This window comes from Micromonospora sp. NPDC004551 (assembly GCF_040609975.1).
Taxonomy (GTDB): Bacteria; Actinomycetota; Actinomycetes; order Mycobacteriales; family Micromonosporaceae; genus Micromonospora.
Genome location: NZ_JBEXLM010000024.1, coordinates 73922 through 95609 on the forward strand (window position 1 = coordinate 73922; position 21688 = coordinate 95609).

Annotated in this window: 19 protein-coding genes and 2 pseudogenes; 11 read left to right on the forward strand and 10 right to left on the reverse strand. The window is 68.9% G+C overall.

The window, feature by feature from the left end:
• Positions 1–69 precede the first annotated feature (69 nt).
• Together ABZW14_RS25005 and ABZW14_RS25010 are read left to right on the forward strand one after the other, a co-directional pair.
• Positions 70–1068 carry an EamA family transporter gene (locus ABZW14_RS25005; protein WP_355350859.1) on the forward strand — a complete coding sequence of 333 codons (999 nt, stop codon included), beginning with the start codon at positions 70–72 and terminating at the stop codon, positions 1066–1068.
• A 42-nt stretch (positions 1069–1110) separates the two neighbouring features.
• A pseudogene (locus tag ABZW14_RS25010) lies at positions 1111–1182 on the forward strand (transcriptional regulator); the annotation flags it as partial.
• A gap of 271 nt (positions 1183–1453) precedes the next feature.
• On the opposite strand, the gene ABZW14_RS25015 reads toward ABZW14_RS25010, so the two are convergent.
• From ABZW14_RS25015 to ABZW14_RS25025, 3 genes and pseudogenes are all read right to left on the reverse strand, one after another.
• Entirely contained in the window at positions 1454–2650 is a 1197-nt protein-coding gene (locus tag ABZW14_RS25015; RefSeq protein WP_355350861.1) for a M20 family metallopeptidase, read from the reverse strand.
• 86 nt (positions 2651–2736) lie between these two features.
• Positions 2737–2889, reverse strand: a pseudogene (locus ABZW14_RS25020) (DUF664 domain-containing protein); the annotation flags it as partial.
• A gap of 7 nt (positions 2890–2896) precedes the next feature.
• Positions 2897–3304, reverse strand: coding sequence for a helix-turn-helix domain-containing protein (locus ABZW14_RS25025; RefSeq protein WP_355350863.1), 408 nt, complete (start codon positions 3302–3304; stop codon positions 2897–2899).
• A 28-nt stretch (positions 3305–3332) separates the two neighbouring features.
• Between ABZW14_RS25025 and ABZW14_RS25030 the strand changes: the two genes are divergently transcribed.
• Positions 3333–3944, forward strand: a complete 612-nt coding sequence (locus ABZW14_RS25030; RefSeq protein ID WP_355350865.1) for a hypothetical protein — start codon at positions 3333–3335, stop codon at positions 3942–3944.
• A gap of 228 nt (positions 3945–4172) precedes the next feature.
• On the forward strand, positions 4173–6026 hold the full coding sequence (locus tag ABZW14_RS25035) for a xylan 1,4-beta-xylosidase (RefSeq protein ID WP_355350867.1): 1854 nt from the start codon (positions 4173–4175) through the stop codon (positions 6024–6026).
• 214 nt (positions 6027–6240) lie between these two features.
• Here the strand turns inward: ABZW14_RS25035 and ABZW14_RS25040 are convergent, their stop codons facing one another.
• The 5 genes from ABZW14_RS25040 to ABZW14_RS25060 all read right to left on the reverse strand — a co-directional run bounded on the left by ABZW14_RS25040 (position 6241) and on the right by ABZW14_RS25060 (position 11966).
• Positions 6241–7782, reverse strand: coding sequence for a glucoamylase family protein (locus ABZW14_RS25040; RefSeq protein ID WP_355350869.1), 1542 nt, complete (start codon positions 7780–7782; stop codon positions 6241–6243).
• A gap of 28 nt (positions 7783–7810) precedes the next feature.
• Positions 7811–8659, reverse strand: a complete 849-nt coding sequence (locus tag ABZW14_RS25045) for a carbohydrate ABC transporter permease (RefSeq protein WP_355350871.1) — start codon at positions 8657–8659, stop codon at positions 7811–7813.
• Positions 8660–8661: 2 nt separating this feature from the next.
• Positions 8662–9624 (reverse strand): sugar ABC transporter permease, encoded by a 963-nt coding sequence (locus ABZW14_RS25050; RefSeq protein WP_355350873.1) that lies wholly within the window; start codon positions 9622–9624, stop codon positions 8662–8664.
• Between the two features lies 1 nt (position 9625).
• Positions 9626–10744 carry a sugar ABC transporter substrate-binding protein gene (locus ABZW14_RS25055; protein WP_355350875.1) on the reverse strand — a complete coding sequence of 373 codons (1119 nt, stop codon included), beginning with the start codon at positions 10742–10744 and terminating at the stop codon, positions 9626–9628.
• A 190-nt stretch (positions 10745–10934) separates the two neighbouring features.
• A complete protein-coding gene (locus ABZW14_RS25060; RefSeq protein ID WP_355350877.1) occupies positions 10935–11966 on the reverse strand; it encodes a LacI family DNA-binding transcriptional regulator in 1032 nt (343 codons plus the stop codon).
• Between the two features lie 119 nt (positions 11967–12085).
• On the opposite strand from ABZW14_RS25060, the gene ABZW14_RS25065 reads away from it, so the two are divergent.
• From ABZW14_RS25065 to ABZW14_RS25090, 6 genes are all read left to right on the forward strand, one after another.
• Positions 12086–14503, forward strand: a complete 2418-nt coding sequence (locus tag ABZW14_RS25065; RefSeq protein ID WP_355350879.1) for a beta-galactosidase — start codon at positions 12086–12088, stop codon at positions 14501–14503.
• Positions 14504–14750: 247 nt separating this feature from the next.
• Positions 14751–15485, forward strand: coding sequence for a class I SAM-dependent methyltransferase (locus tag ABZW14_RS25070; RefSeq protein ID WP_355350881.1), 735 nt, complete (start codon positions 14751–14753; stop codon positions 15483–15485).
• Positions 15486–15531: 46 nt separating this feature from the next.
• Positions 15532–15840 carry a hypothetical protein gene (locus ABZW14_RS25075; RefSeq protein ID WP_355350883.1) on the forward strand — a complete coding sequence of 103 codons (309 nt, stop codon included), beginning with the start codon at positions 15532–15534 and terminating at the stop codon, positions 15838–15840.
• A gap of 920 nt (positions 15841–16760) precedes the next feature.
• Positions 16761–17519: a hypothetical protein gene (locus tag ABZW14_RS25080; RefSeq protein ID WP_355350885.1), complete on the forward strand. Its 759-nt coding sequence runs from the start codon at positions 16761–16763 to the stop codon at positions 17517–17519.
• Positions 17520–17806: 287 nt separating this feature from the next.
• The gene (locus ABZW14_RS25085) at positions 17807–18313 is read left to right on the forward strand and encodes an NUDIX domain-containing protein (protein ID WP_355350887.1); all 507 of its coding nucleotides are present in this window, start codon (positions 17807–17809) and stop codon (positions 18311–18313) included.
• A 283-nt stretch (positions 18314–18596) separates the two neighbouring features.
• A complete protein-coding gene (locus tag ABZW14_RS25090; RefSeq protein ID WP_355350889.1) occupies positions 18597–18965 on the forward strand; it encodes a hypothetical protein in 369 nt (122 codons plus the stop codon).
• Positions 18966–19369: 404 nt separating this feature from the next.
• Here ABZW14_RS25090 and ABZW14_RS25095 read toward each other — a convergent pair whose 3' ends face one another.
• On the reverse strand, positions 19370–19663 hold the full coding sequence (locus ABZW14_RS25095) for a hypothetical protein (RefSeq protein ID WP_355350891.1): 294 nt from the start codon (positions 19661–19663) through the stop codon (positions 19370–19372).
• Positions 19664–19774: 111 nt separating this feature from the next.
• The gene (locus tag ABZW14_RS25100) at positions 19775–20245 is read right to left on the reverse strand and encodes a MarR family winged helix-turn-helix transcriptional regulator (protein ID WP_355350893.1); all 471 of its coding nucleotides are present in this window, start codon (positions 20243–20245) and stop codon (positions 19775–19777) included.
• Between the two features lie 440 nt (positions 20246–20685).
• Here ABZW14_RS25100 and ABZW14_RS25105 point away from each other — a divergent pair, with 440 nt between their 5' ends.
• Entirely contained in the window at positions 20686–21591 is a 906-nt protein-coding gene (locus ABZW14_RS25105) for a hypothetical protein (RefSeq protein WP_355350895.1), read from the forward strand.
• Positions 21592–21688 lie beyond the last annotated feature (97 nt).

The following is a 21688-nucleotide window of genomic DNA, read 5'->3' on the forward strand; positions in this document are numbered from 1 at the left end:
AAGCCCCACTGAACCGTTGTGAAGGAATAGTCGCTGGTGCTGAATGTTCGGGCGCACGATGATCGCTCCATGAGGAGTGCACAGCTCACCGCTACCCCGAGCCAGCCGGCCATCACCGAGGGCGACCGCGCGAACACAGCGTACCCCCGGTCCTGGCCGACGGTCGGTGCCGCCGGCACCACCGTGTTCTTGTGGGCGTCGGCGTTCGTCGGCATCCGCTTCGCCGGGCACGACTACTCCCCCGGCGCCATGGCGTTGGGTCGTATGGCGGCGGCGTCCATCGCGCTGAGCGCGTTCATGGCATTCACCGGCGGCGTCCGACGCCGCAGCACGCGACAACAGCACGCTCTGCCCGGGTCGGACGCCACGGCTTCCCGCCGGGCCGCCCTGCCCCGTGGCGGAACCTTGGGGCTGATCGCGGTCTGGGGCGTGGCCTGGTTCGGCGGATACAACGTGGCGCTCAACGCTGCCGAGCGGCTGGTCGACGCCGGGACGGCGGCACTGCTGGTGGCGGTCGCGCCCATTCTCGTCGCGGTCGCTGCGGTCCTCGTTCTCAACGAGCGGCTCTCCGGCCGGCTCGGCGTCGGGGTGGCGATCGCCTTCGCCGGCGTCGCTCTGATCGCGGCCAGCGGTTTCACTGGACACGCCGACAAGGTCGGCGTCGCGCTGGCGGTGCTCTCCGCTCTGCTGTACGCCTTCGGCGTACTGCTCCAGAAGCGCCTACTGGCGCGGGTGGACGCCGTGACGATGACCTGGCTCGGCGCGCTGGCCGGGACCGTGGCCCTGCTGCCGTTCGCCCCCACGCTCCTCGCAGAGCTCGCCACGGCCCCACCGTCGGCCACCCTGGGCATGCTGTACCTGGGCGTGTTCCCGACCGCTGTCGGCTTCCTCACCTGGGGCTACGTCCTGTCCCGCTGGACCGCGGGTCGCACCACCGCCGCGACCTACCTGGCGCCGCCGGTGACCGTCCTGCTGTCGTGGACGCTGCTCGGCGAGGTGCCGGCGCCGCTCGCCCTGCTGGGCGGCGCGCTGTGCCTGAGCGGCGTGGTCCTCGCGACGCGCCGCTGACGTCGATGTTCTCGCGCCGGTCGTCGGCTATTGGGAGGCGGCCGGCTGCGACTGTTCAGCCTGATCCGATCCGCTCCCGAGGGCGAGGCGTCCGTGAATGACCTCACCGCGCCGCCCGTGCTCTGAGCAGGCGCGGTGGAAGCGGTCGCCCGGGCGACCCCGATGCCGTGGGTGACAACCCGGCTCGCCCTCCAGCCGCCAGCCTTCCCGAACTGCCTGGACCGACCCAACGAAGAAGCTGAGACGCTCGTTACGCACAGGCAGTATCGTGCACGGCCGACATGGCGCCCGTCATCGGACCCGACAGTTTCTTGTTCGACATCCGCTCAGGCCGGCAGTGCGGTGCCGTCGGCGGGCTTGCGATACGGGATGACGCCCGCGGTGGTCAGCGCGGGGTGAGGGCGAGCGCGGCGAGCGCGGCGACTCCAGCGGTCAGCGCCGACTCGTCGAGGCGCATCTGCGGTGAGTGCACCGGCGCGACCGGCCCGGCCGCGGGCTGGGTGCCCAGGATCAGCATCGCGCCGGGCGTGCGGTGCAGCAGGTACGCGAAGTCCTCGCTGGCCGGGAACGGGGCGGGCAGCTCGCTCACCCGGTCGGGGCCGAGCGCCCCGGCGACCGTGGCCAGCGCCCACCGCGCCTCGTCCGCGTCGTTGACGGTCGGTGGGTAGCCGGGGTGCACGCTCACCTCGGCGGTGCAGCCGTGTGCGGCGGCAACGCCCGCGGCGACCTGGGCGAGCGCCTCGGTCACCCGGGACCGGGCGGCGTCGCTGAACGTTCGCACGGTGCCCTCGGCCGTCGCGGTGTCGGGGATGACGCCCGCGCCGGAGACGCCGGCGTCCAGCCGGTTGATCGTGACCACCACCGGGTCGAAGACGTCGAACCGGCGGGTCACCATCTGCTGCACGGCCAGCACGACCGCGCAGAGCACCGGTACCGGATCGGCGCCGAGATGCGGCAGGGCCACGTGGCCGCCCGCGCCGTGCACGGTGACGGTCAGCGCGTCCGCACCGGCCAGCAGCGCGCCGGGCCGGGTGCCCACCGTCCCCGCGGGCAGCCCCGGGAACTGGTGCAGGGCGTACGCGCGGGCCGGTGCGAAGTCGCCGTCGAGCAGCCCGTCGGCGAGCACGGTGCGGCAGCCGTCGTGGCCCTCCTCGCCGGGCTGGAACATGAGGATCACGTCACCGGGCGGGCCGGGATCGGCCCCCGCGATCAGGTGGGTGGCCTCCACCAGCATGGCGACGTGCGCGTCGTGCCCGCAGGCGTGCATGGCGCCGGCCACCGTCGAGGCGTACGGCAGGTCGGTCCGCTCGGTCAGCGGCAGCGCGTCCATGTCGGCGCGCAGCAGCACCGGCGGGGCGTCGCCCCGGCCGGCGAGCCGGGCGACCACGGCGCTGGAGGTGGTGCCGGTGCGCACCTGCAGCGGTAGGGGGCGCAGGGCGTCGAGCACGGCCGCCTGGGTACGCGGCAGCCACAACCCCAGCTCCGGATGGCCGTGCAGCCGCCGGTACAGCTCGGTCAGTGACGCGCGCCGCCGTTCTGCGTGCGCCAACAGCTCCGGCCAATCGGTGGTGGGCGACGCCATGGGTCGAGAATTCCGGCGCCGGACCGGCCGGTCAAGGACCCGCGCGGCGAGGTCGGGCTTCCGACAGCGGGCGCGATCTCCCGTCTTCAGACTCCGACGACGCCGTCGACGGCGTCGCGGAGGAAGTCGGCGTGGCCGTTGTGCCGGGCGTACTCCTGCAGCATGTGCAGCATGACCAGCCGCAGCGGGACGTGCTCCGCCCAGCGCGCGCGGTAGGCGCTGCCGTCGAGGGACTCGGCCGCGGTCCTACGCGATCACGTGCGTGCAGCGCATCGACTCGTCGGGCGTGGCCTGGTCGTTGGTGCGCTGAAGGTGCGCCTCGCCCCAGATCCGGACGCCTTCCACGACAGGTAAGACCGTGGTGCCGTAGGAGGTGAGCCGGTAGATGACCGGTGCCGGGACCGGTCCGGTCACGACGCGCTCGACGAGCCCGTCAGCTTCGAGTTCGCGCAGCTGCTCGGCCAGCACTTTGGGCGTGATCGGCGCGCCCAGACGGCGGAGGCCGGCGAAGTGGCACTCGCCATGGGCCAGCCAGTACAGAAGGGTCAACTTCCACTTTCCACCGATCGCGGCGAACGCCGCGGCCATCGGGCAGCCGGGTAGAGGATTGGGGCGCGATGGTGAGGGGTTACCTGCAGGTGCCTTCTTGTTCATGGACGTGCTCCGCTCAGATAGTCGGATCATGAACCTTCACCCCAAGATCACCGTGCGGTACAAGCAGGTCCTGGTCCCGTGCCTGTCGCTTCTCATACTGGCCGCGATGGCGGCGTCGGGCGACGCGGCGGCGGCTCCCCTCAGGACTTCGGCGGCTGTCGAGGACGGCCAACGTGACTTCGACTGGGAGATCGGCGCCTGGCACACCAAGGTGCGGGTGCTCGCCGATCCGCTCTCGGAATCCGAGGATGAATGGCTCCACTTCGAGGGTACGAGCGTCGTGCGCCCACTGCTGGACCGGCATGCGAATGTCGTCGAACTCAAGGTCTCGGGGCCGAACGGACGGATCGAGGGCCTCAATCTGCGGCTCTACGAGCCCTTGGCGGGGCGCTGGAGCCTGACTTTCGTGAACATCCGCGATGGACTGCTCACCCCGTCGGTGTACGGCGGGTTCCACGACGGTGTCGGCGAGTTCTTCGGCGACGACCAGGTTGGGGGACGCGCGATCAAGGTGCGCTTCCTCATCTTCCGGCAGGGCCCGGACAAGGCGAGGTTCGAGCAGGCCTTCTCAGACGACGGCGGGAAGACGTGGGAGACGAACTGGATCGCCGTGGACCATCGAGTTGCCAACGTCGGCTGAGCCGCACCGCGTGTCCGACCCCGGTCCGCGTCGGCGCGTCGAGGACGTTGTGGTGGTGGACGAACACCCGCGCGGCCTCGCCATCGCTGGGCACGAACACCATCGCGCCGTTGAGGGCGGCATGCAGCGCCGCGGGGTAGTCCGGCGGCGGGTAGCGGGATCGCAGGACGGACGGTAACCGGTTACATTCGTCGAACCGGTTCAATCAAGACCGCCAGGAGGTACCCGGTGACGAACGCCAGCGGACCCCAGCCGTCCGACGCCCGGACCGATTGGGAAGCCCGCATCGCCCGCCGCAGCGACGAAGGCGACACGGCCGCGCTACCCGACCTGCCACCACCGGCCCGCCTCACCGCCACCCCCGGCCGCGGACACGTCCGCCTCTCCTGGCAGCCCGTCGACGGCGCGGTCGGCTACCTGGTGCATCGTGCAACGCTGGATGGCGATCAAGTGTCCGGCCCGTTCACCCCGCTGGACCACCTCGGCGGCGACGTGCTCTCCGTTCCCGACACCTGGTACGTCGACACCACCGGCACGCCGGGCGAGCGGTATGCGTATGCGGTGGCTGCCGTACCCGAGGTGACCGTGACCGGCGCGCTGAGCGACCCGGTCACGGCGGCCGCCCTGCCCGGCACCGGCGAACCGAGCACCCTCACGCTGCGCCTCGACGCGGACGCCCCGGGCACCACCCTGCACCGTCCCTGGCAGCCGATGATCGGCAGCGAGCGGCTGTCCCAACTGCTCTGCCGTGACCAATCCGGCGGCCGGGAGATCGGCATTGAACTGCTGGCCGCGCTCCGCCGGGTACGGGAGGAGATCGGCGTTACCGCTGTGCGGGCGCACGCGATCCTGCACGACGACCTCGGCGTCTATCGCGAGGTCGACGGCGAGCCGGTGTACGACTTCAGCCGCGTGGACCAGATCTACGATCTACTCCTGGGCATCGGAATGACGCCGGTGGTGGAGATCGGGTTCATGCCCCGCGATCTGGCCAGTGACCCGGACCGCACCGTCTTCACCTATCGCGGCATCATTTCCCCGCCGCGCGACTGGGACCGGTGGTCCGGGCTCGTTCGGGCGCTGGTGACCCATCTGCTGGACCGGTACGGCGATCAGGTGCTCGGTTGGGACTTCGAGGTGTGGAACGAGGCCAACCTGGAGGTCTTCTGGAGCGGCAGCCGCGAGGAATGGATGCGCCTGTACGACGTGACCGCCCGCGCGGTCAAGGACGTCGATCCGCGGATCCCGGTCGGTGGGCCCTCGTCGGCGGCCGCCGGCTGGGTGGACGCGCTGCTGGAGCATGCCGTACGGTCCGGCGCACCGGTGGACTTCGTGTCCACCCACACGTATGGCAGCCCGCCGCTGGACCTGCGGCCCACCCTGGCCCGCCTCGGCTTCCCCGACGCGCGGATCCTGTGGACCGAGTGGGGCGTCACCCCCACCCACTTCCACCCAGTCAACGACGGCACCTCGGCCGCCACCTTCCTGCTCACCGGCATGCGGTCGGCCGCCGGCAGGGTCGACGCGCTGTCCTACTGGGTGGCCAGCGACCATTTCGAGGAACTCGGCCGGCCGCCGAGGCTGCTGCACGGCGGGTTCGGCCTGCTCACCGTCGGCGGTATCGCCAAGCCGCGCTACCACGCGCTGCGGATGCTCGCGCAACTCGGCGAGACCGAACTGCCGGTACGGGCCTCCGGCGACGGCGCTGACGGCCTGGTGCAGACCTGGGCCAGCCGGCGCGGCGACGGCAGCCTGGCAATTCTGGTCTGGGTGTCCACTCTCGACCAGGACAAGCGAGATGGAGACCCGGCGCTGGCCCGGCGGATCCGGTTGGCCATCGACGGCGCGGCCGGACGGCCCGCTCTGGTTACCCGGCTCGACCGGGAGCACGGTGACATCACCACCCTCGCCGACCGACTGGGCGTCGCCGAGTGGCCAACCGATGAGCAGTGGGCCGCGCTGCGGGCCGCCGACCAGCTCCCGGCGGAGAAGGTGCAGCCTTCCACCCATGCTGGAGCGGCGGTGATCGAGCTAGACCTGCCGCAGCCCGGCGCGGTTCTGGTGGAGGTCCCCGGGGCCTGATCCCTGCCCATCGCGGGTAGCGTCGTCGGCCGCGGTATCGGGCGATCATGTGCGCGGACCGGCCGGCCTCGGCTCGGCTCCCGCGGTGCCGGCCACTCGCAAGATCATGCTCGATGCGGAGGTAGGGCCTGCGGCGCGTGGCCGTAGGCCCTACTTTCCTGCACCGGTGCGGTCGACGGGTTGGGCAGGTCGCCCGTTACCTTTTGCGGCGCCGTCAGGCGGCCCCACGCAGCTGTGGAAGGTTCTGGTTGGCCGGCACGTTGAACGTCTCCTCGGCGATCAGTGGACGGATCCGGTGTTCGAACTGTGGCGAGACGAACGCGCGGCGCAGGAGGTCGTTGGCGAGCTCATTGCCGAGCGCACCCATGATCATGGCTTGATCGAGCGAGAGGTAACGCTTGGCCACGGTGCCGCTGCCGACCGCGATCGCGTCGTAGAAGCCGCCGGGGCCATACGAGTCGAAGTTGGCCTTGAGTCGGGCGAGGTTGTCGACGACCGGTGCCTTGGCGTACGGGAGAGCGAGGAACGCCGCGTGCGGGGTCACCACGCCGTCGCCGTAGTCGGGGTCCGGGCCTGCTGGGCGGCAGTCGCCGAACCCCACGTCGTACTTCGAGTGCTCCATGTCTGACGGGTAGCCGTCGGTGTCCATGCCCATCGCGTCGACACCCCAAGCCATGTAACCGCCGGCCGGGTCACTCGCCGGGGAGAAGCCCCAGTAGCCGTACCCGGCGTCGTTCATCCCGTGCTCGATCTGGCCGGCGACCGTCGCGGGATGGTTGCGGCCCCAGCTGTTGGGCGCCCACTGCGCTTCGGGCACGAACAGGTCGGGCATCAGTGCCTCGAACATGTCGCCGCCCCAACTGGGTACGAACTGGATGCCGCGGTAGCGGTAGGCGCCCTCGTACACCGGAACGCCCTCGTAGGTGGTGTTGAAGCCGACTGGCTGCATCTCGTGCCAGCTCCAGTCGCAGGTGGCCGGCAGGGTGCGCATCGTGTTGTAGTAGGCCTTTGGCGGGATCTGGCCCATCGCGATGCCGAGGTAGGTCGCGATACGCGGCTCGGTGACGGTGATGTCGTAGTGGTTGCAGGTGAACCAGACGCCGTCGCGTTGCCGCGAGCACCCCGGGGGTGGCGCGTCCCAGAAGCCGCCGGCGATCAGGCCGCTGGCCCCGAACGGAGTCGACGCCGTCGGGTTGTAGTAGAAGCCGAAGTTCATCTTTCGCAGGATCGCGTCGGCCTTGCCGCGCAGCTCCGGCACGGCGCCCTTGACCACGTTGAGCGCGGCCGCGAGCCAGCCGTTGTCCACGCTGGACAGGAAGGGGTAGACGGTGCTGCCGTTGTCGGGCCAGACCGTGACCACCGTGCCGTCGCGCGGGTCGTACCAGTTGTAGTACATGCCCGAGGCGGTGTGGTGCTTGAGCCGGGCGAGCGTGTCGAGAGTCCTGGCGATCCGTTGGCGGGCTTCGGATCGCGAGATGATGCCGAGCTTGGCGGCGACCACCGCGGACCACATGTAGCCGCCGATGTTGGTGGGGGACGTGTAGGTGGCGCGGCCGTCGGCGGCGAGGTCGCCGGTGATGTTGTCGGCGACCAGGCCGGTGCCGGGGTCGGTCATGGCAGCCATCGACCGCCAGGTGTCCGTGGCGTAGTGGAGCAGGGCCCGGTCGGGGCCGCGCTCGTCGGGTGCCGCGACGGCGGCCGGGCCACCTGCCAGCACGAGCGCCAGCGTGAGGAGCGGTGCGAGAAGGCGTCGCATGGGTCTCCTTGTCTGGTTCGGGGATGGGTCACTTGATTCCGGTGGTCGCGATGCCGCGCAGGAAGTGCCGCTGAAGGAACAGGAACACGATGAGCACCGGGAGCACGACGACGACCGCGCCCGAGAGAAGCAGTCCGTAGTCGGTGCGGTTCTGGCCGACGCTGTAGAGGGCGAGGGCGACCGGCAGCGTGTACTTGTCCTCGGTGGTGGCGACCACGAGGGGCCACAGGAAGTTGTTCCAGGACCCGAGAAACGTGAGGATTCCGAGGGTGGCCAGTGCTGGGCGGCACAGCGGAAGCACCACCCGCCAGAAGATCCGGAACTCGCCGGCGCCGTCGACCCGGGCGGCCTCGATGAGCTCGTCGGGGATCGACTGGAGGAACTGGCGCATGAGGAACACGCCGAACGGTCCGACGAGGAACGGCAGGATCAGGCCGGCGTAGGTGTTGGTCAGGCCCATGTTGCTGACCAGCACGAACTGCGGGACGAAGGTGACCATGCCGGGCACCATGAGCATGCCGAGCACGGCCAGGAAGAGGATGCGTTTGCCGGGGTAGCGCAGCTTCGCCAACGCGTACCCGACGAGCGAGCAGAACAGCAGGTTGCCGACCGTGACCGCGGTCGCGACCAGGACCGAGTTGAGAAAGTACAGCGGGAAGTCGAGCCGGGAGAACAGCTCGCGGAAGTTGTCGAGCGTGAACGTCTCGGGCCACCAGGTCGGCGGCACCGCGCGGATCTCCCGTTCCGGCTTGACCGACGCGAGGGCCATCCAGACGAACGGTCCGGCCACGGCGAGCAGCCCGAGGCCCAGGACGATGTGGAGCACGGTCCTGGCGATCCGGTCACGGGTACGCAGGGTGGGGTCCTCTGTCGCCATCGTCAGTTCCTCTCCCCCAGCAGGCGGAACTGCAGGACCGACAGCGCCACGACCGCCAGGAACAGCACGTAGCTGGCGGCGGCCGCGTAGCCGTAGTTGCCGAAGCCGAACTGGTTGTAGATGTGGTAGGACACCGACAGCGTCGAGGACAGCGGGCCGCCTTGCGTCATGACGAACGGCTCCTCGAAGAGCTGGAGGTAGCCGATGCCGGTGATCACCCCGCCGAAGAGCAGGGTCGGCCGGAGCATCGGCACGGTGACGTTGCGGAACTGCTGCCACCGCGTCGCGCCGTCGAGGGTCGCCGCCTCGTAGAGGTCGGCCGGCACCGCCTGGAGTCCGGCTAGGAAGATGACCATCAGGAAGCCGAAGTTGCGCCACGCCGCCATGACGATCAACGACGGCAGCGCGAGCCTGGTGTCGAACAGCCAACTCGGTCCGTCGATCCCGAGCAGGCGCAGCAGGTTGTTGACCAGCCCGATCTCGGGGTCGAGCAGGAAACGCCAGACCACCGCGATCGCCACGATGCTGGTCACGACCGGCAGGTAGAAGCCGACCCGGAACAGCGCGCGGAAGCGTAAGAGCCCGGAGTTGAGCCCGGTCGCTGCGGCCAGGGCCAGCACCATCGTCAGCGGCACGCCGATGACGACGAAGACCAGGGTGTTGACCGACGAGCGCAGGAACAGTTGGTCGGAGAACAGGCGGGTGTAGTTGTCGATGCCGACGACGTTGACGGCCAGCGGGTTGCGCAGGTCGGTGGAGCGCAGGTCGGTGAAGCTCATGAGCAGCGATACCACCACCGGCAGCGCCATGAACACGAGGAACAACACGGTGAAGGGCGCGGAGAAGGCCCAGCCGGTCAGCGCCCGCCGCAGGCGCTGGCGCCGCCGGACCGACCCGGCGGGCCGGTCGGGGCTGGTCGCCCCGGCCGGTCGCGCCGGTGCCGTCGCCGCGGGGGCGCCGGCCATGTCAGCTCCCGGTCCCGATCGCGCTTGCCTTCTGCTGGATCGACTTGGCGGTCGCTGCCGGGTCCGCGTTCTGCTTGCACAGCTTTTCGGCCTCGAGGTCGAAGGCGGCGGCGATCTGCTCCCAGGTCGTGATCGCCGGCGGCGCCTTGGCGCTCTTGAGCTGCTGGCCGAACGTGGTCAGGAACGTGTCGCCGGACAGCGTCGGGTCGTTCCAGGCCGACTGCACCGCGGGCAGGTCCTTGACCGCCTGGTACCACTTGACCTGCACCTCGGGCCTGCTCAGCCACTGCACGAACTTCCAGCCACCGTCACGGTTCTTGGCGTCCTTGAAGACCGCGAGATTGCTGCCGCCGATGAACGAGGTCGACGACTTCTTCGTCGGCATCTGTGCGACCGCGTACTTGTCCTTGAAGCCGGCGCCGCCCTGCTCCTCGACGATGCCCATGTGCCATGGGCCGGAGATGAAGGCGCCGATCTCACCCTTGACGAAGCCGGGCTCGAGCGAGCCCTCCGGCAGCGCGGTCGGGGACAGGCCCTCCTTGAAGAAGGACTGGTAGTAGGCGAGCGCCTCGGTCATCTCCGGAGTGTCGAAGCTCAGCTTGGTTGCGCTGGCCACGTCGGCGCCGTTGGACCAGGCGAACGGCAGGATCGACTGCCAGCTGCCGGTCTTGCCGGGCTGGAGGTTGAGGCCCCACTTGGCGCCGGCCTTCTCCTTCATGCCCTTGGCCATGGCCTTGAGGTCGTCCCACGACTTCGGGCCGTCCGGGAACCCGGCCTTGGTGGCCAGGTCCTTGCGGTAGTAGATCAGCCGGGTCTCGACGTACCACGGGACGCCGTAGGAGGTGTCGTCGACGATGGTGGTGTCCCAGGCGCCGGGGAAGAAGTCGTCTTTCTTGATGAGGTCCGGCGGGGTCGGGTCGAGGGCACCGGTCTTGGCGAACTCGCCCTGCCAGGTGGTACCGATCATCGACACGTCCGGCGTCTGCTTCGCGGCGATGGCGCTGGCGATCTTCTGGTGCGCCGCGTCCCAGGGCACCGCCGTCACGGAGACCTTGGCGTCGGGGTTCTCGGTGGAGAACTCCTTCGCGAACTCGGCGAGCTTCTCCCCTTCGGTGCCCATCGCCCAGACGGTGATATCCCCGCTCGCCTTTCCCGCGCCGACGGACTTCGCCTCGTCCTGGCCGCCGCCCGAGTCACGGCCACAACCCGCCAGCGCGACCGACGCGGCCAAGACGACCGCGGCCGCGGCGGTTAACCGCCTACTTCTCATCTCGTACCTCCGGAGGTTGGTGGTGATGGGTGTGAGCTACTTACCTGCCGGTACCTCCGGTCGGAGGCGCCGAGCAGCCGCAACTGCGGCGCAGGACGAGTTCGGTGGGCAGCACGAGACTGCCCGCGGGAGTGTTGCCGGGCTGGTTGGCGGCACGCAGGATCAGCCGGGCCGCCTCGGCGGTGAGCTCGCGTACGGGTTGCCGGACGGTGGTCAGGGACGGGGTGACGAGGGCGGCGGCCGGCACGTCGTCGAAGCCGGTGATGACCAGGTCCTGCGGCACGCTCAGGCCCCGGCCGAGCGCGCCGACCAGCACGCCGAGGGCGATCTCGTCGTTGGCGCAGACCACCCCGGCGGGCCGGGGCGCGTCGCCGCCCAGCAACTGCTCGGCCGCGAGCAACCCGTCGGCCTGCTGCATGCTGACAGCGACCGGTTCGTTGGGCGGCTCGATGCCGAGGTCGTGGTGCGCCCCGCGGAAGGCGGCCCAGCGTTCGCTGACGTCGGGCGAGCCCGCCGGGTTGCCGACGAAGGCCAGATCGCGCAGGTCGTGGTCGGCGAGCAGGTGACGGGTGAGCGCCAGCATGCTGCCGGCGTTGTCGGCGCGCACCGAGGGGATGTCGCCGGGCCCCTTGCCGGCGACTACCACCACGGGCACCATCCCGGCGAGACGGAGCAGCGCCTCCTCGGAGATGGTGCCACCCATGACGGCGACGCCGTCCACCCGGCGGCCCATCTCCAGCACCTGGTCGTCGGCGTCGGAGCGCAGGTGCGTGCAGAGGATGTGCACGCTGGCCCGCGACCCCACCGCCTCGGACTCGAAGCCCTGGATCAGCTCGGTGAAGTAGGGGCCGGACAGGCCGGGGAAGACCAGACCGAGGGCGCCGTGCCGGCCGGCGGCCAGGGCCCGGCCCAGGTGGTCGGGGCGGTATCCGTGCTTCTCGATCGCCTCCAGCACCCGTCGCCGCATCTCCTCGGAGACCTGGCCGGTGCCGTTGGAGACGCGCGAGACGGTGGCCACGGAGACGCCGGCGAGCCTGGCGATCTCGCGAACCGTCATGCGGCTGTTGCCCATCGCTGCCTCAATCCGTAACGTGCCTCACAGAAACCGGTTTCAGGGCGACCATAAGCAGCCGCGACGAACTTCACAACCCTCGGGTCCACAATCTCCCGTGCGAGGAGGGCCTGCCCCACATGTCAGAGGTACTGCTCCGCAATCGCCGGATCCTCGTTGACGGCCGGCCCGAGCTGCTGCTCGCCGGTGAGGTGCACTACTTCCGTCTCCCCCGCGCCGACTGGGCGGACCGACTCGACCGGCTCCGCGACTGCGGCGCTGACACCATCGCCACCTACGTGCCGTGGCTGTGGCACGAACTTCCGGACGGCTCGGTCGACCTGACCGGGCGCACCCACGAGCAGCGCGACCTGGCCGGCTTCCTCGACCTCGCACACCAGCGCGGACTGCGGGCCGTGGTCCGCCCCGGCCCGTTCGTGATGGCCGAGCTGAAGAACGAGGGCATCCCCTACCGGGTGTACGACGAGCATCCGCACCTGCTCCCCACCACCTGGGACGGCGCGCCGATCAGCACCCGCACCATCGACTACCTGGCACCCGAGTTCCTCGCCGCGGCCGACGGCTGGTACGCCCAGGTGATGCCGCTGGTGGCGGCACGCCTCGCGCCGCGTGGCGGACCGGTGGTGGCGGTTCAACTCGACAACGAGATCGGGATGCTGTCCTGGGTGACCAACTCCCCCGACCTCACCGACGGCCTCTGCGCCGACCTGGCCCGCTGGGCCGTCGAGCGGTACGGCAAGGACACCGCCGCGGCCCGCATCGGCGCCGACCCGGCCGATCCGGCGGCATGGTCTGCCGCCCTGCGTACCCCGGCGGAAGAGCGGTCGCTGGCGCTGCACGACGACCTGGGCCGCTACATGCGCGACCGCTACCGCCGGTACGTGGCGGCGCTGCGGCAAAGCGCCGAGCGGCAGGGGGTGACCGGGGTGCCGTTCCTGGTCAACGTGCACGGCACCGCCGACCGGCGAGGCCGCACCTTCCCCATCGGGATCAGCCAGCTCGTCGAGGCGTACCGGGGGCAGCCGCAGCTCACCTCCGGCTCGGACTACTACCTCGGCGACCTGACCGTCGGCAACGTCGCCGACCTGTACGTGTCCAACGCCTTCCTGGCCGCCACGCACGACCGCGCCCAGCCGCTGACCTGCCTGGAGTTCGAGGCCGGCAACGGCGACTACGGCGAGGACCTGTCGACGCTGTACCCGCCGGAGGCGATCGACCTGAAGACCCGGCTCTGCGTGGCGCAGGGCAACCGGCTGCTCAACCTCTACCTGTTCGCCGGCGGCCACAACCCGCCGCTGACGGAGCCGGTCGGCGACGGCAATGACCGGATCGCGTTCACCGGCGAGCGGCACGGCTTCGCTGCCCCGGTCGACCCGGAGGGGCGGCTCAACGCGACGTACGCGGCGGCAAGGCGGGCACTGCACGCCGTACGTGCGGTAGGCGACCTGCTCGCCGACGGCGACGAGGAACATGACGGGTTCGCCCTCGGATTCGTTCGCGACCACTACCTGACCGAGTACCACCACCCGGCGTCCACCAAGCGGGCGGCGCAGGTCGCCGAACTGGAACGGTTCCGCGGCATGGGCGCGCGAGACGTGCTGGCCCGTGCGCTGCTGCTCGCCGGCTACTCATTCCCCGCGGCGGACCTGCAGGCCCCGGGCGGCGCAGCACAGCTGCCGGGCGGCGCACCGCCGGTGCTGGTGCTGGCCACCGCCCCCACCCTCGGTTCAGACGTCCAGCAGCGGCTGGTCGAGCATCTGCGGGCCGGCGGCCGGTTGCTGCTGCACGGACCGCTGCCCACCCGCGACCACGACGGCACGCCGTGCACCCTGCTGGCCGACGCGCTCGGGCTGCGGCCGGACGGCTGGCTGGAGGGCGGGCCACACTACTTCCCGTCGGTGGTGGGCCACGACTGGGCAGCCGGCCCCGCCGAGGTCCGGGTCGGCTACGCCCAACTCCTCGCCGGATCCGGTAAACGGCTGCTCACCGAGATCGGCTCCGGCCGTCCGTGCGCCACCGAGGTGACCGTGGGCGTGGGCCGGGCCGTGGTGATTGCCACCGACTACCCGTGTCACCTGGGCTTCTGGCGAGCAGCGCTGGACCGGCTCGGAGTGCGGCCCCGGCTCCGGCACGACGCGGGCGACCCCGGGCTGCTGCTCACCTCGACCGTGGACCGATCCGGCCAGCGGCTGCTTCATCTGGTCAACGTCGCGCCGTCGGTGATCGAGTTCGGCCTGTGGCACCGGGACAAGCCGGTGTTGTCCGGCCGACGGCTGCGCATCGGCGCCCGCGCTGGACTGATGCTGCCCGCCGGAATTCGCGTCGGACCAGCCATCCTGGTGGAGAGCAGTTGCGAACTGGTGGCCCGGAGCGGCTCGGAGGTGTTGCTCCGGCCGACCCAGGCCGAGGATGTCGCGGTCTTCACCACCGACCGACCGGTACGCGCCGACCGGGGTGAGGTGACCGTAGCTGACGGTCGGACCACGCTGAGCGTCCAGGCTCCGGATGGCGAGCCGGTCCGGGTCAGCATCGACTGACCGCCGTACCGGATGACCGTCCACTCACAGACCGGGAGGCGAGCGGCGCACCGAGGTGCGCGCGGCAGGCGACGCCTGGGATTCCGAAGGCCAGTTGGACGGACGCCGCTTCGCCCAACGATCCCCGCTGTGGGCCGGTGTTGACCGCTGTATCGGGCACCATCGGGCACGGCGATGCTTCGGCGAGGCGAGTCATCGGTCGGAAAATCGGAGGCACCTACGGAGGGTGTCACCGTACGGTCCAGCGATGCATGACGCGGATGGATACTTCGGTGAGGACGTGGCGGCCAGGTACGACGACCCGACGTCGGAGATGTTCGATCTCGCCGTCATCGGGGAGACGGTCGACGTACTGGCCGATATCGCCGGCGGGGGCCGCGTACTGGAGCTGGGCATCGGGACGGGTCGCATCGCGCTGCCGCTCGCCGGCAGGGGTGTGTCCGTACATGGCATTGACCTTTCCCGCGCGATGGTCGACCGGATGCGTGCCAAGCCGGGGGGCGACGCGATTGACGTTACGATCGGCGACTTCGCCACGACGAAGGTAGGCGGGACGTTTTCGCTGGCCTTTCTGGTCTTCAACACGATCATGAACCTGACCACCCAGGAAGCGCAGGTGGCTTGCTTCCGCAACGTCGCCGATCACCTGGAGCCGGGTGGCTGCTTCGTCATCGAGGTCCTGGTCCCCGAGCTGCGGCGGCTCCCCTACGGCCAGAACATCGTGCCCTACACTGTCAGCCCTACCGGCTGGGCGTATGACGTCTACGACGTCGCCACCCAGCGCACCACCTCCAATTACGTTCGCGTCGTCAACGGGCTTGGGTCATATCGCTCGATTCCTTTCCGTTACGTGTGGCCGTCCGAACTGGACCTGATGGCACAACTCGCCGGACTGCGCCGTCGCGATCGCTGGGACGGTTGGAGTCGAGAGCCGTTTACCCACGAAAGCCGACAGCACGTATCGGTCTGGGAGAAGCGCTAGTTTGGATCAAAGGTGTATCAGAGGAATGCGGTGCGGGGGAACGGCAATGATGATCGTGGTCTTTGACGATGATCGAGAGTGGTACATCCAGGGAAGCGCCTTCGAATACATTGTCGAATCTGTGCCCGCCGGGATGCTTCAGGACGAGGATCTCGTGATGCACCTGCGGCCCGCCCGAGCGATGGGTCTGCTGAACCTGCAGGGCATGGAACCAGATCGAGCCGATCGTATCGTCGCTGCTCTCAGCGAGGGAGTGGTCGGCCGCATGGGGAGGATCGACCAAAGCAACAAAGAGCTCGTCGAGTTTTACAGAGGTCTGCTGAAGATTGCTGCACGGCGAGGTGGAAACGACTGACGGCAGTGACAACGGTGCCATCCCGTCTACTCGACCCGGCCTCCTGGGAGCGGGCCGGCGCCCGGCCCGCCGTCATCCATGAAGGAGCGGGGCCGGTCAAGGCCGGGGTTTTGACCTGGTGACGTTGTTTTGCCCGTCTTCCGGGACGGCTTGGGGCAGGCGTGTGTGCGGCGTCGGGGTCAAGGTTGGGCCGCAGGCCCACCCGTAGGGCTTGGCCTTGACGCCGACGCCGTGGACGCCATCGTGATGATGCCGAAAGACGGTGTTGTAGGGGTGTGGTCGCGTCGCCAGGTTCCGACGGATATCGGAAGGGGCAGGCCGGGTTCGGCTGCCGGTCATCCATTCAGGTCAGCCGCTGTCACATGGCGGCTGACCTGGTGCTTCTTCGCGTGCCGCTGGTCGTCGACGGTCATCTCTGGTCGGCGCTTGACGGCCCAGCGACGGCCAACGGCCCGCAGACGGCCCGGCCGACCGAGCTCTCGCTTGTACGGCGTTGAGCAAGAGCGAGCCAACGGATGGCCATCTGGACAACGTCGGACCATGGAGTCAAGCCGTTCCGCGTACTGTCTGACAGGTGAACTGGCGTTCGCCGAGACCGGCCGTCATAGCGGCAGCGCTCGGTGCTGCCTTCGCCCTCTCTGCCGCCGTCTCGCTCACCGCGCCGATCTTGGTCCGGAGCAGTCATGGTGGCAGCACGACGGCAGAACCGGCCGCCCCCCGTGCCATCACCTGTTTCCAACCCCCGCAGCCGGCCGGAGCGGTGCCCGATCCATGCTGGGATTTCGCGCCGGTGTGTCGTGTCACGGGACATCCTTGACACTCGCGTCCCACCAGATGCTTGACATGATCAGCGGTTCAGTTGTTCAGTGTCAGCCGATCGGCCAACGGGTCGTTTGATCTCTGCCCGTAAGGTCACGAGAATGATCGGCAAGGTTAGCGATGCAACGGTGCGCCACCAGCACAGCGTCTTGATACTCAGCGTGCTCCTGGCGGTCGGGAATGCAGCGGCCACCGCGTTCGTCCCCTCCCTGGCACAGCTCCTGTTCCTTCCGCTGGTCGTCCTTGCCCTGGTGCTCCTGGTCCTAGGGCTCCTCAGCTTGCAGAACCGTCCGGCCTACTTCGAGGTGCAACCCCAGATACCAGCCTTCGGCACGCCCGCACCAGCATGGAGGGCATGCCTGGCCGCGTGCTTCCTCCTGCCCGCCTCGGCTGAGGTCGGCGCACTGATTCCCTCCAGCAAGCAAGACAATCCGTGGACAACCGACTCGATCCTCGACATCTCCTGGCTACTGCTCATCGCCCTGCTTCTTGCGGAGGCTTGGCGAGGCTACGGGGTACAGCTCCGTCCTCACGGCGTACAACAGAGCTGGATTCTCGGCTCGCTCACTGTGCCGTGGGAGGCACTACCGGTCGCCCAGACGACCCTGCCTGCCGAACGGGCCGCGGCACTGTGGCTGGCCTACGCCGAACCTGAGTTGGTACGACGGCGCGGCATTCCCTGGCGCCGCCACGCACTGCGCACGGACAACGTCGATCCCCGGTTTCTCGCCGCCGCGATCCATCACTACGTCCGACACCCCGATCACCGGGCCGCCATCGGCAGCCACGCGGAGTACCAACGCCTCCTGGCCGCGTTGCCCGGTCGACACGGCGGGAATCAGCCAAACGGCAACCTCTAGGCCAAGCGTCACCTGGGACGGATTCGTCAAGCCTGTGGTGGGACGAGGCACGTGTCCTGTCACGGGACATGCTTGACGCTCACGTCCCACCTGATGCCCGACATGACCCTCACAGGGCACCGCGGAAGCCTTCACGGTTTCGCGACACGGGCGCGCTTCGCGGCCTGGCCGAACCGCCCGGCGATGGGCTGCCACGCCCGTAGCGATCGGATCGCTGCAGATCCGGACGTCTGTGCGTCCCCTTTGGCTGGAACGAGCTTGTCCTATCCCTGTGCTCTACTCCCGTCATGCATGTTGTCGTCACGGGCGCACTCGTTGAAAACGGCGCGGTCCTGCTGGTACACCGCAGGCCGACCAAACGGGTATACCCAGATGTCTGGGATCTGCCCGGGGGGCAGGTCGAAGCGGGTGAGTCGGAACTACAAGCCCTCGCGCGTGAGATGCACGAGGAGCTCGGCGTTCAGATCGTGGCGGAGTCCGCTTCACGGTTGGGCGTCTTGCATGCCGGCAGTGGTGAGGACGCCGTTCACGTGGGTGTCTGGCAAATCGGAGACTGGGTCGGCTCTCCCACCAACCGTGCACCTGACGAGCATGACGACATCGCATGGGTCGCGATCAGCGAGCTGGGCGGCCTTCCCCTCGTGCATGGCGTCTTGGCGGCCATGGTTCATTCTCTGCCTGAGTTTGAGTGCGCCCGCAGACACTCAGATGCCACCGACTGTAACCAGGACGACCGAGAAACCAAGGCCGACTGTCTTGCATGTGCTGCGACGGATTCGTCGAGCAGGCGGTAGGACTAGACATCGCCGACATTCGCTGTCCGGCTCCGATTAATGGTTGACACCGTGGCCTCGGATGAGGCTTTACATGATCGCGACAACCGCGCGACTCAGGGCAAATCCAGATACTGATCAAGGGCCAGACTGTGGGCCCGACGCGTCTGCGCGGCGGCATGACAGGTCGTAGGGTCTCCGTGCCGTAGTACTTGATCGAGCGCTGTGGTGGAACGCGACCGTCCTCGCGAAGACGAACGCCGGGTGCTCCGTCAGCCGGTGTGTTGGTCGGCATACTGAACTAATGGTGACGCGGGACGATGCTGGCCAGGATCGACAGGAGCCGGACTGGGCCGCGCTGGCAGATGAGTTCCGACTGATGCCCGTACCGGTCGACTTCGGCAGGTTCAACGACTTCCAGGACCTCGACGCGCTCGTCGAGACGGTGGAGACCCACGAGGACCTCGCCGGGTTCGTATTCGCCCTCGAAACCAATCTCGACCACGACCCCGAGGCGTGGGAGAACCGAACGCTGGAGAGTTACCTGGACTCCCTCCAGAGGTTCACCACTTCCTTGGACTCGTGGGCGCGGAACAATGGTCAGCCGGTACCGGTCGAGCCGACCTGGAAGCTGATGGCAAGACTGCTGCTGATCGCGCGCACGTACGAGTAGCGGACCCGTTCGGAGTCCGTGCCGGCCCTTGGATCAGTCAGCCCCGACGTGATCATGTAGAGCATCAGGCGAGGCGATTCCGTCAACCATCATGCGAGACCAGGCACCCCGGCAGCCAGCCGGTCCGGTCTCGGGACCTGCGTGACACATCGGTATCAGGACGTGCGTGACACTCCCCGTGTACATCTGTAGGACTCGGACGCACGGCGATCCAGAGACGTCTGGCGTGGCCCCCATACCCAGGAACGAGGCGAAACACTACGTTGCCGGGGTATTGATCACGCCGGCTCGCCCCTAGCATCGGCCAGACGGTGCCGGCGCATCACCACTCCCCCTCCGGGAAGTGTGTTGACCCGACGAACGATCCCTCCTCAAGCAGGATCAGCGATAGTCACCGGACCGCTTCAGAGTGTCGTAGAGACGGTCGGCGAGTGCCCTTCCCTTCCCTCTGCATCGTCGACCGCATCGACGATGACCTCGTAGGGGTGACTCTTGAACGGCTCCGCGGGGTCATCGATACCGTTCACCGCGAACTCGTCGTTCAGGTAGATCCGATGGTCACTCAACTCACCCCAGAAACGGCGACTCCCCTGCGGCATCTCTCGGTCCATCCCCAGGGCATCTCGCACGTCACGGAGCAGCCGCTCGAGGTCGAGGCAATCCTCAATGCGGCCCACCAGGATTTGGAACTCACTCATCGACTGCCCTCTCAGAGTCGACCGGCAGCAACCCCACCCGGGGGGGGGCGGCGCGACGGCGGACCTGTTACGGACTCACGAGGGGCCGGCGGCGCGCCGGCCCCTCGGTCTTCAGGCGGCTGTCCCGCCGGCGTTGCGGATCAGTTGCTGGAGCACCTTGACTGTGGTGACGTAGTCCGTGTCGTTGATCCCCTTGTGGAGGGCCGCGCGGATCGCGGGGGCGTTGCGCGCGAGGTCGATCCGGGCCTGTTCCCCCTTTTCGGTGAGCCACAGCCGGTCCGCGGCGTCCCGGGTGAGCCAGCCGCGCTCCACGAGCACCTCGGCTTCCGTCGCCAGGTCGTCCTCGGGCCGGATATAGGAGGTCATGGCCTCCCGCAGTTCGGGCAGTGTCATCCCCTCGCCGTCGGGTGAGATGTCGTTCACCGACAGGTTGCGCAGCAGCCAGAACTGGGGCTGGGTGTAGCCCTTGGCGGCCTGCTGGGCCCGGGTGTACGCGATAAGCGCCTCGTAGGCGACACCGGTCCAGTACGCGGCGGGCTGTCCGGCGAGTGCGGCATCGGACATCTGCTGGGTCGTTGTCAAGGAGCTCCTCCGGTTATGCGAGTGCCGGCCTGCACGCCGTGCAGGTCATGCGGAGACCGTAGGACCTCAAGCGCGGTTGAGGGCAAGGGTGCGATCTTCCGGGCACCGACCGCAGTGCCGCGGGCAGGTGTTTGCCGAATCGACAGCGTCAAGGAGGACACGACCAGGTATCACAGCACTTTCTAGATCGGCGGTTCCGGAGGGCGCGCCGGCGAGGCGGGTGTAGCTGAGATGTCGGCGCCGGGCGGCCAACGCCAAGCGTGATTCCTCGTTTGTAAGGCGCTTCCGGCAAGGGGCGCAACGCTCGCGGACGTCCACTGAGGTTGGGGTCGGAGGAGACATCCGTCCGCGCTCATCCGGCTCCGGCCGCCATCGTTGATTTCAACGACCGATGTCAGCCTCTATCGTTGCTCCCTGCCCGTTGCTGGTAGAACCGCGGCATGAATCAGCTGTCCGACCCGCTGGCCGGGGTCGACGAGGTTCCGTGGGAATCGCTGCACCACGCCTACGGTCCGGCCGTCGACGTTCCGGACCAGTTGCGCGCGTTGCGTTCGGCGGAGGTGCCGGTCCGGTGCCGTGCTCTGTCGGAGCTGTTCGGCAACGTCTACCACCAAGGCACGCGGTGGGGGGCGAGCTGTCACGTGGTGCCGTTCCTGGTAGCGCTCATCGACGACCTGGACAGCCCGGACCGGGCAGCGGTTGCCCACCTGCTCCGGTCGGTGGTGCTCGGCGACCGGCGCGACGACGAGCTGCCGTTTGATCCGCAGGAGACCTTCGCCGCCGCCGAGGGGATCACCGAGGATCAGGCAGCGCTGGTGGCGCAGCATCTGGAGGCCGAGGACATGTTCGAGCACGACGAAGCCGCGGAGCTGGCTGACAACGTAGCGGTCCGGTGGGAGGCCGACGCCTTCCACGCTGGAGCCCGGCACACCGACCGGTACGTTCGCTGGCTCACCGATGCGGACCCGCAGCTGGCTGGGTACGCCGCCGAACTACTCGCCTGGTTCCCACCCGATCAGGCCGCGGTGGCCGGACTCATCGCAGTGCCGGATGACGGGGCCCGCGCCGCTACCCGGGCCAGCGCCAACCTGACCCTCGCCCACTGTCCGGCCGGCTCCGAGAGGATCGACGCCTGCCTCCGCGAGATGCTGTCCGCAACCGCTGCGGTCGTCCGGGTTACCGCCGCGGTGGGGCTGGCATACCGACTCGGTGACCAGCTACCCGACCTCGCTTTCGACGTCCTCACCGACGCCCGCACCTCGGACTTCGATGCCGACGTGCCCGGCTGGGACCGGTCGGTGCGCGGGTTCGTGGCCATCGCGTTGCACCGACTGGGTCTCGGCTGACTCGGCCCTGTGGCACACGGTTAGCGAGATGCCTGATCATTGCGCACATGTTCGGAATCTTGTGACGTTGGCTGACCTGCTGGTTACGAGGCTTGGG

Excerpts from the sequence above, each read along its gene's own strand:
- ABZW14_RS25040 (WP_355350869.1), bottom strand. The coding sequence starts at position 7,782 with ATGCGACGCCTTCTCGCACCGCTCCTCACGCTGGCGCTCGTGCTGGCA.
- ABZW14_RS25045 (WP_355350871.1), bottom strand. The coding sequence starts at position 8,659 with ATGGCGACAGAGGACCCCACCCTGCGTACCCGTGACCGGATCGCCAGG.
- ABZW14_RS25090 (WP_355350889.1), top strand. The coding sequence starts at position 18,597 with ATGGTGACGCGGGACGATGCTGGCCAGGATCGACAGGAGCCGGACTGG.
- ABZW14_RS25095 (WP_355350891.1), bottom strand. The coding sequence starts at position 19,663 with ATGAGTGAGTTCCAAATCCTGGTGGGCCGCATTGAGGATTGCCTCGAC.
- ABZW14_RS25105 (WP_355350895.1), top strand. The coding sequence starts at position 20,686 with ATGAATCAGCTGTCCGACCCGCTGGCCGGGGTCGACGAGGTTCCGTGG.
- ABZW14_RS25075 (WP_355350883.1), top strand. The coding sequence starts at position 15,532 with ATGATGATCGTGGTCTTTGACGATGATCGAGAGTGGTACATCCAGGGA.
- ABZW14_RS25025 (WP_355350863.1), bottom strand. The coding sequence starts at position 3,304 with ATGAACAAGAAGGCACCTGCAGGTAACCCCTCACCATCGCGCCCCAAT.
- ABZW14_RS25085 (WP_355350887.1), top strand. The coding sequence starts at position 17,807 with ATGCATGTTGTCGTCACGGGCGCACTCGTTGAAAACGGCGCGGTCCTG.
- ABZW14_RS25015 (WP_355350861.1), bottom strand. The coding sequence starts at position 2,650 with ATGGCGTCGCCCACCACCGATTGGCCGGAGCTGTTGGCGCACGCAGAA.
- ABZW14_RS25030 (WP_355350865.1), top strand. The coding sequence starts at position 3,333 with ATGAACCTTCACCCCAAGATCACCGTGCGGTACAAGCAGGTCCTGGTC.
- ABZW14_RS25080 (WP_355350885.1), top strand. The coding sequence starts at position 16,761 with ATGATCGGCAAGGTTAGCGATGCAACGGTGCGCCACCAGCACAGCGTC.
- ABZW14_RS25005 (WP_355350859.1), top strand. The coding sequence starts at position 70 with ATGAGGAGTGCACAGCTCACCGCTACCCCGAGCCAGCCGGCCATCACC.
- ABZW14_RS25070 (WP_355350881.1), top strand. The coding sequence starts at position 14,751 with ATGCATGACGCGGATGGATACTTCGGTGAGGACGTGGCGGCCAGGTAC.
- ABZW14_RS25065 (WP_355350879.1), top strand. The coding sequence starts at position 12,086 with ATGTCAGAGGTACTGCTCCGCAATCGCCGGATCCTCGTTGACGGCCGG.
- ABZW14_RS25055 (WP_355350875.1), bottom strand. The coding sequence starts at position 10,744 with ATGGGCACCGAAGGGGAGAAGCTCGCCGAGTTCGCGAAGGAGTTCTCC.
- ABZW14_RS25050 (WP_355350873.1), bottom strand. The coding sequence starts at position 9,624 with ATGGCCGGCGCCCCCGCGGCGACGGCACCGGCGCGACCGGCCGGGGCG.
- ABZW14_RS25060 (WP_355350877.1), bottom strand. The coding sequence starts at position 11,966 with ATGGGCAACAGCCGCATGACGGTTCGCGAGATCGCCAGGCTCGCCGGC.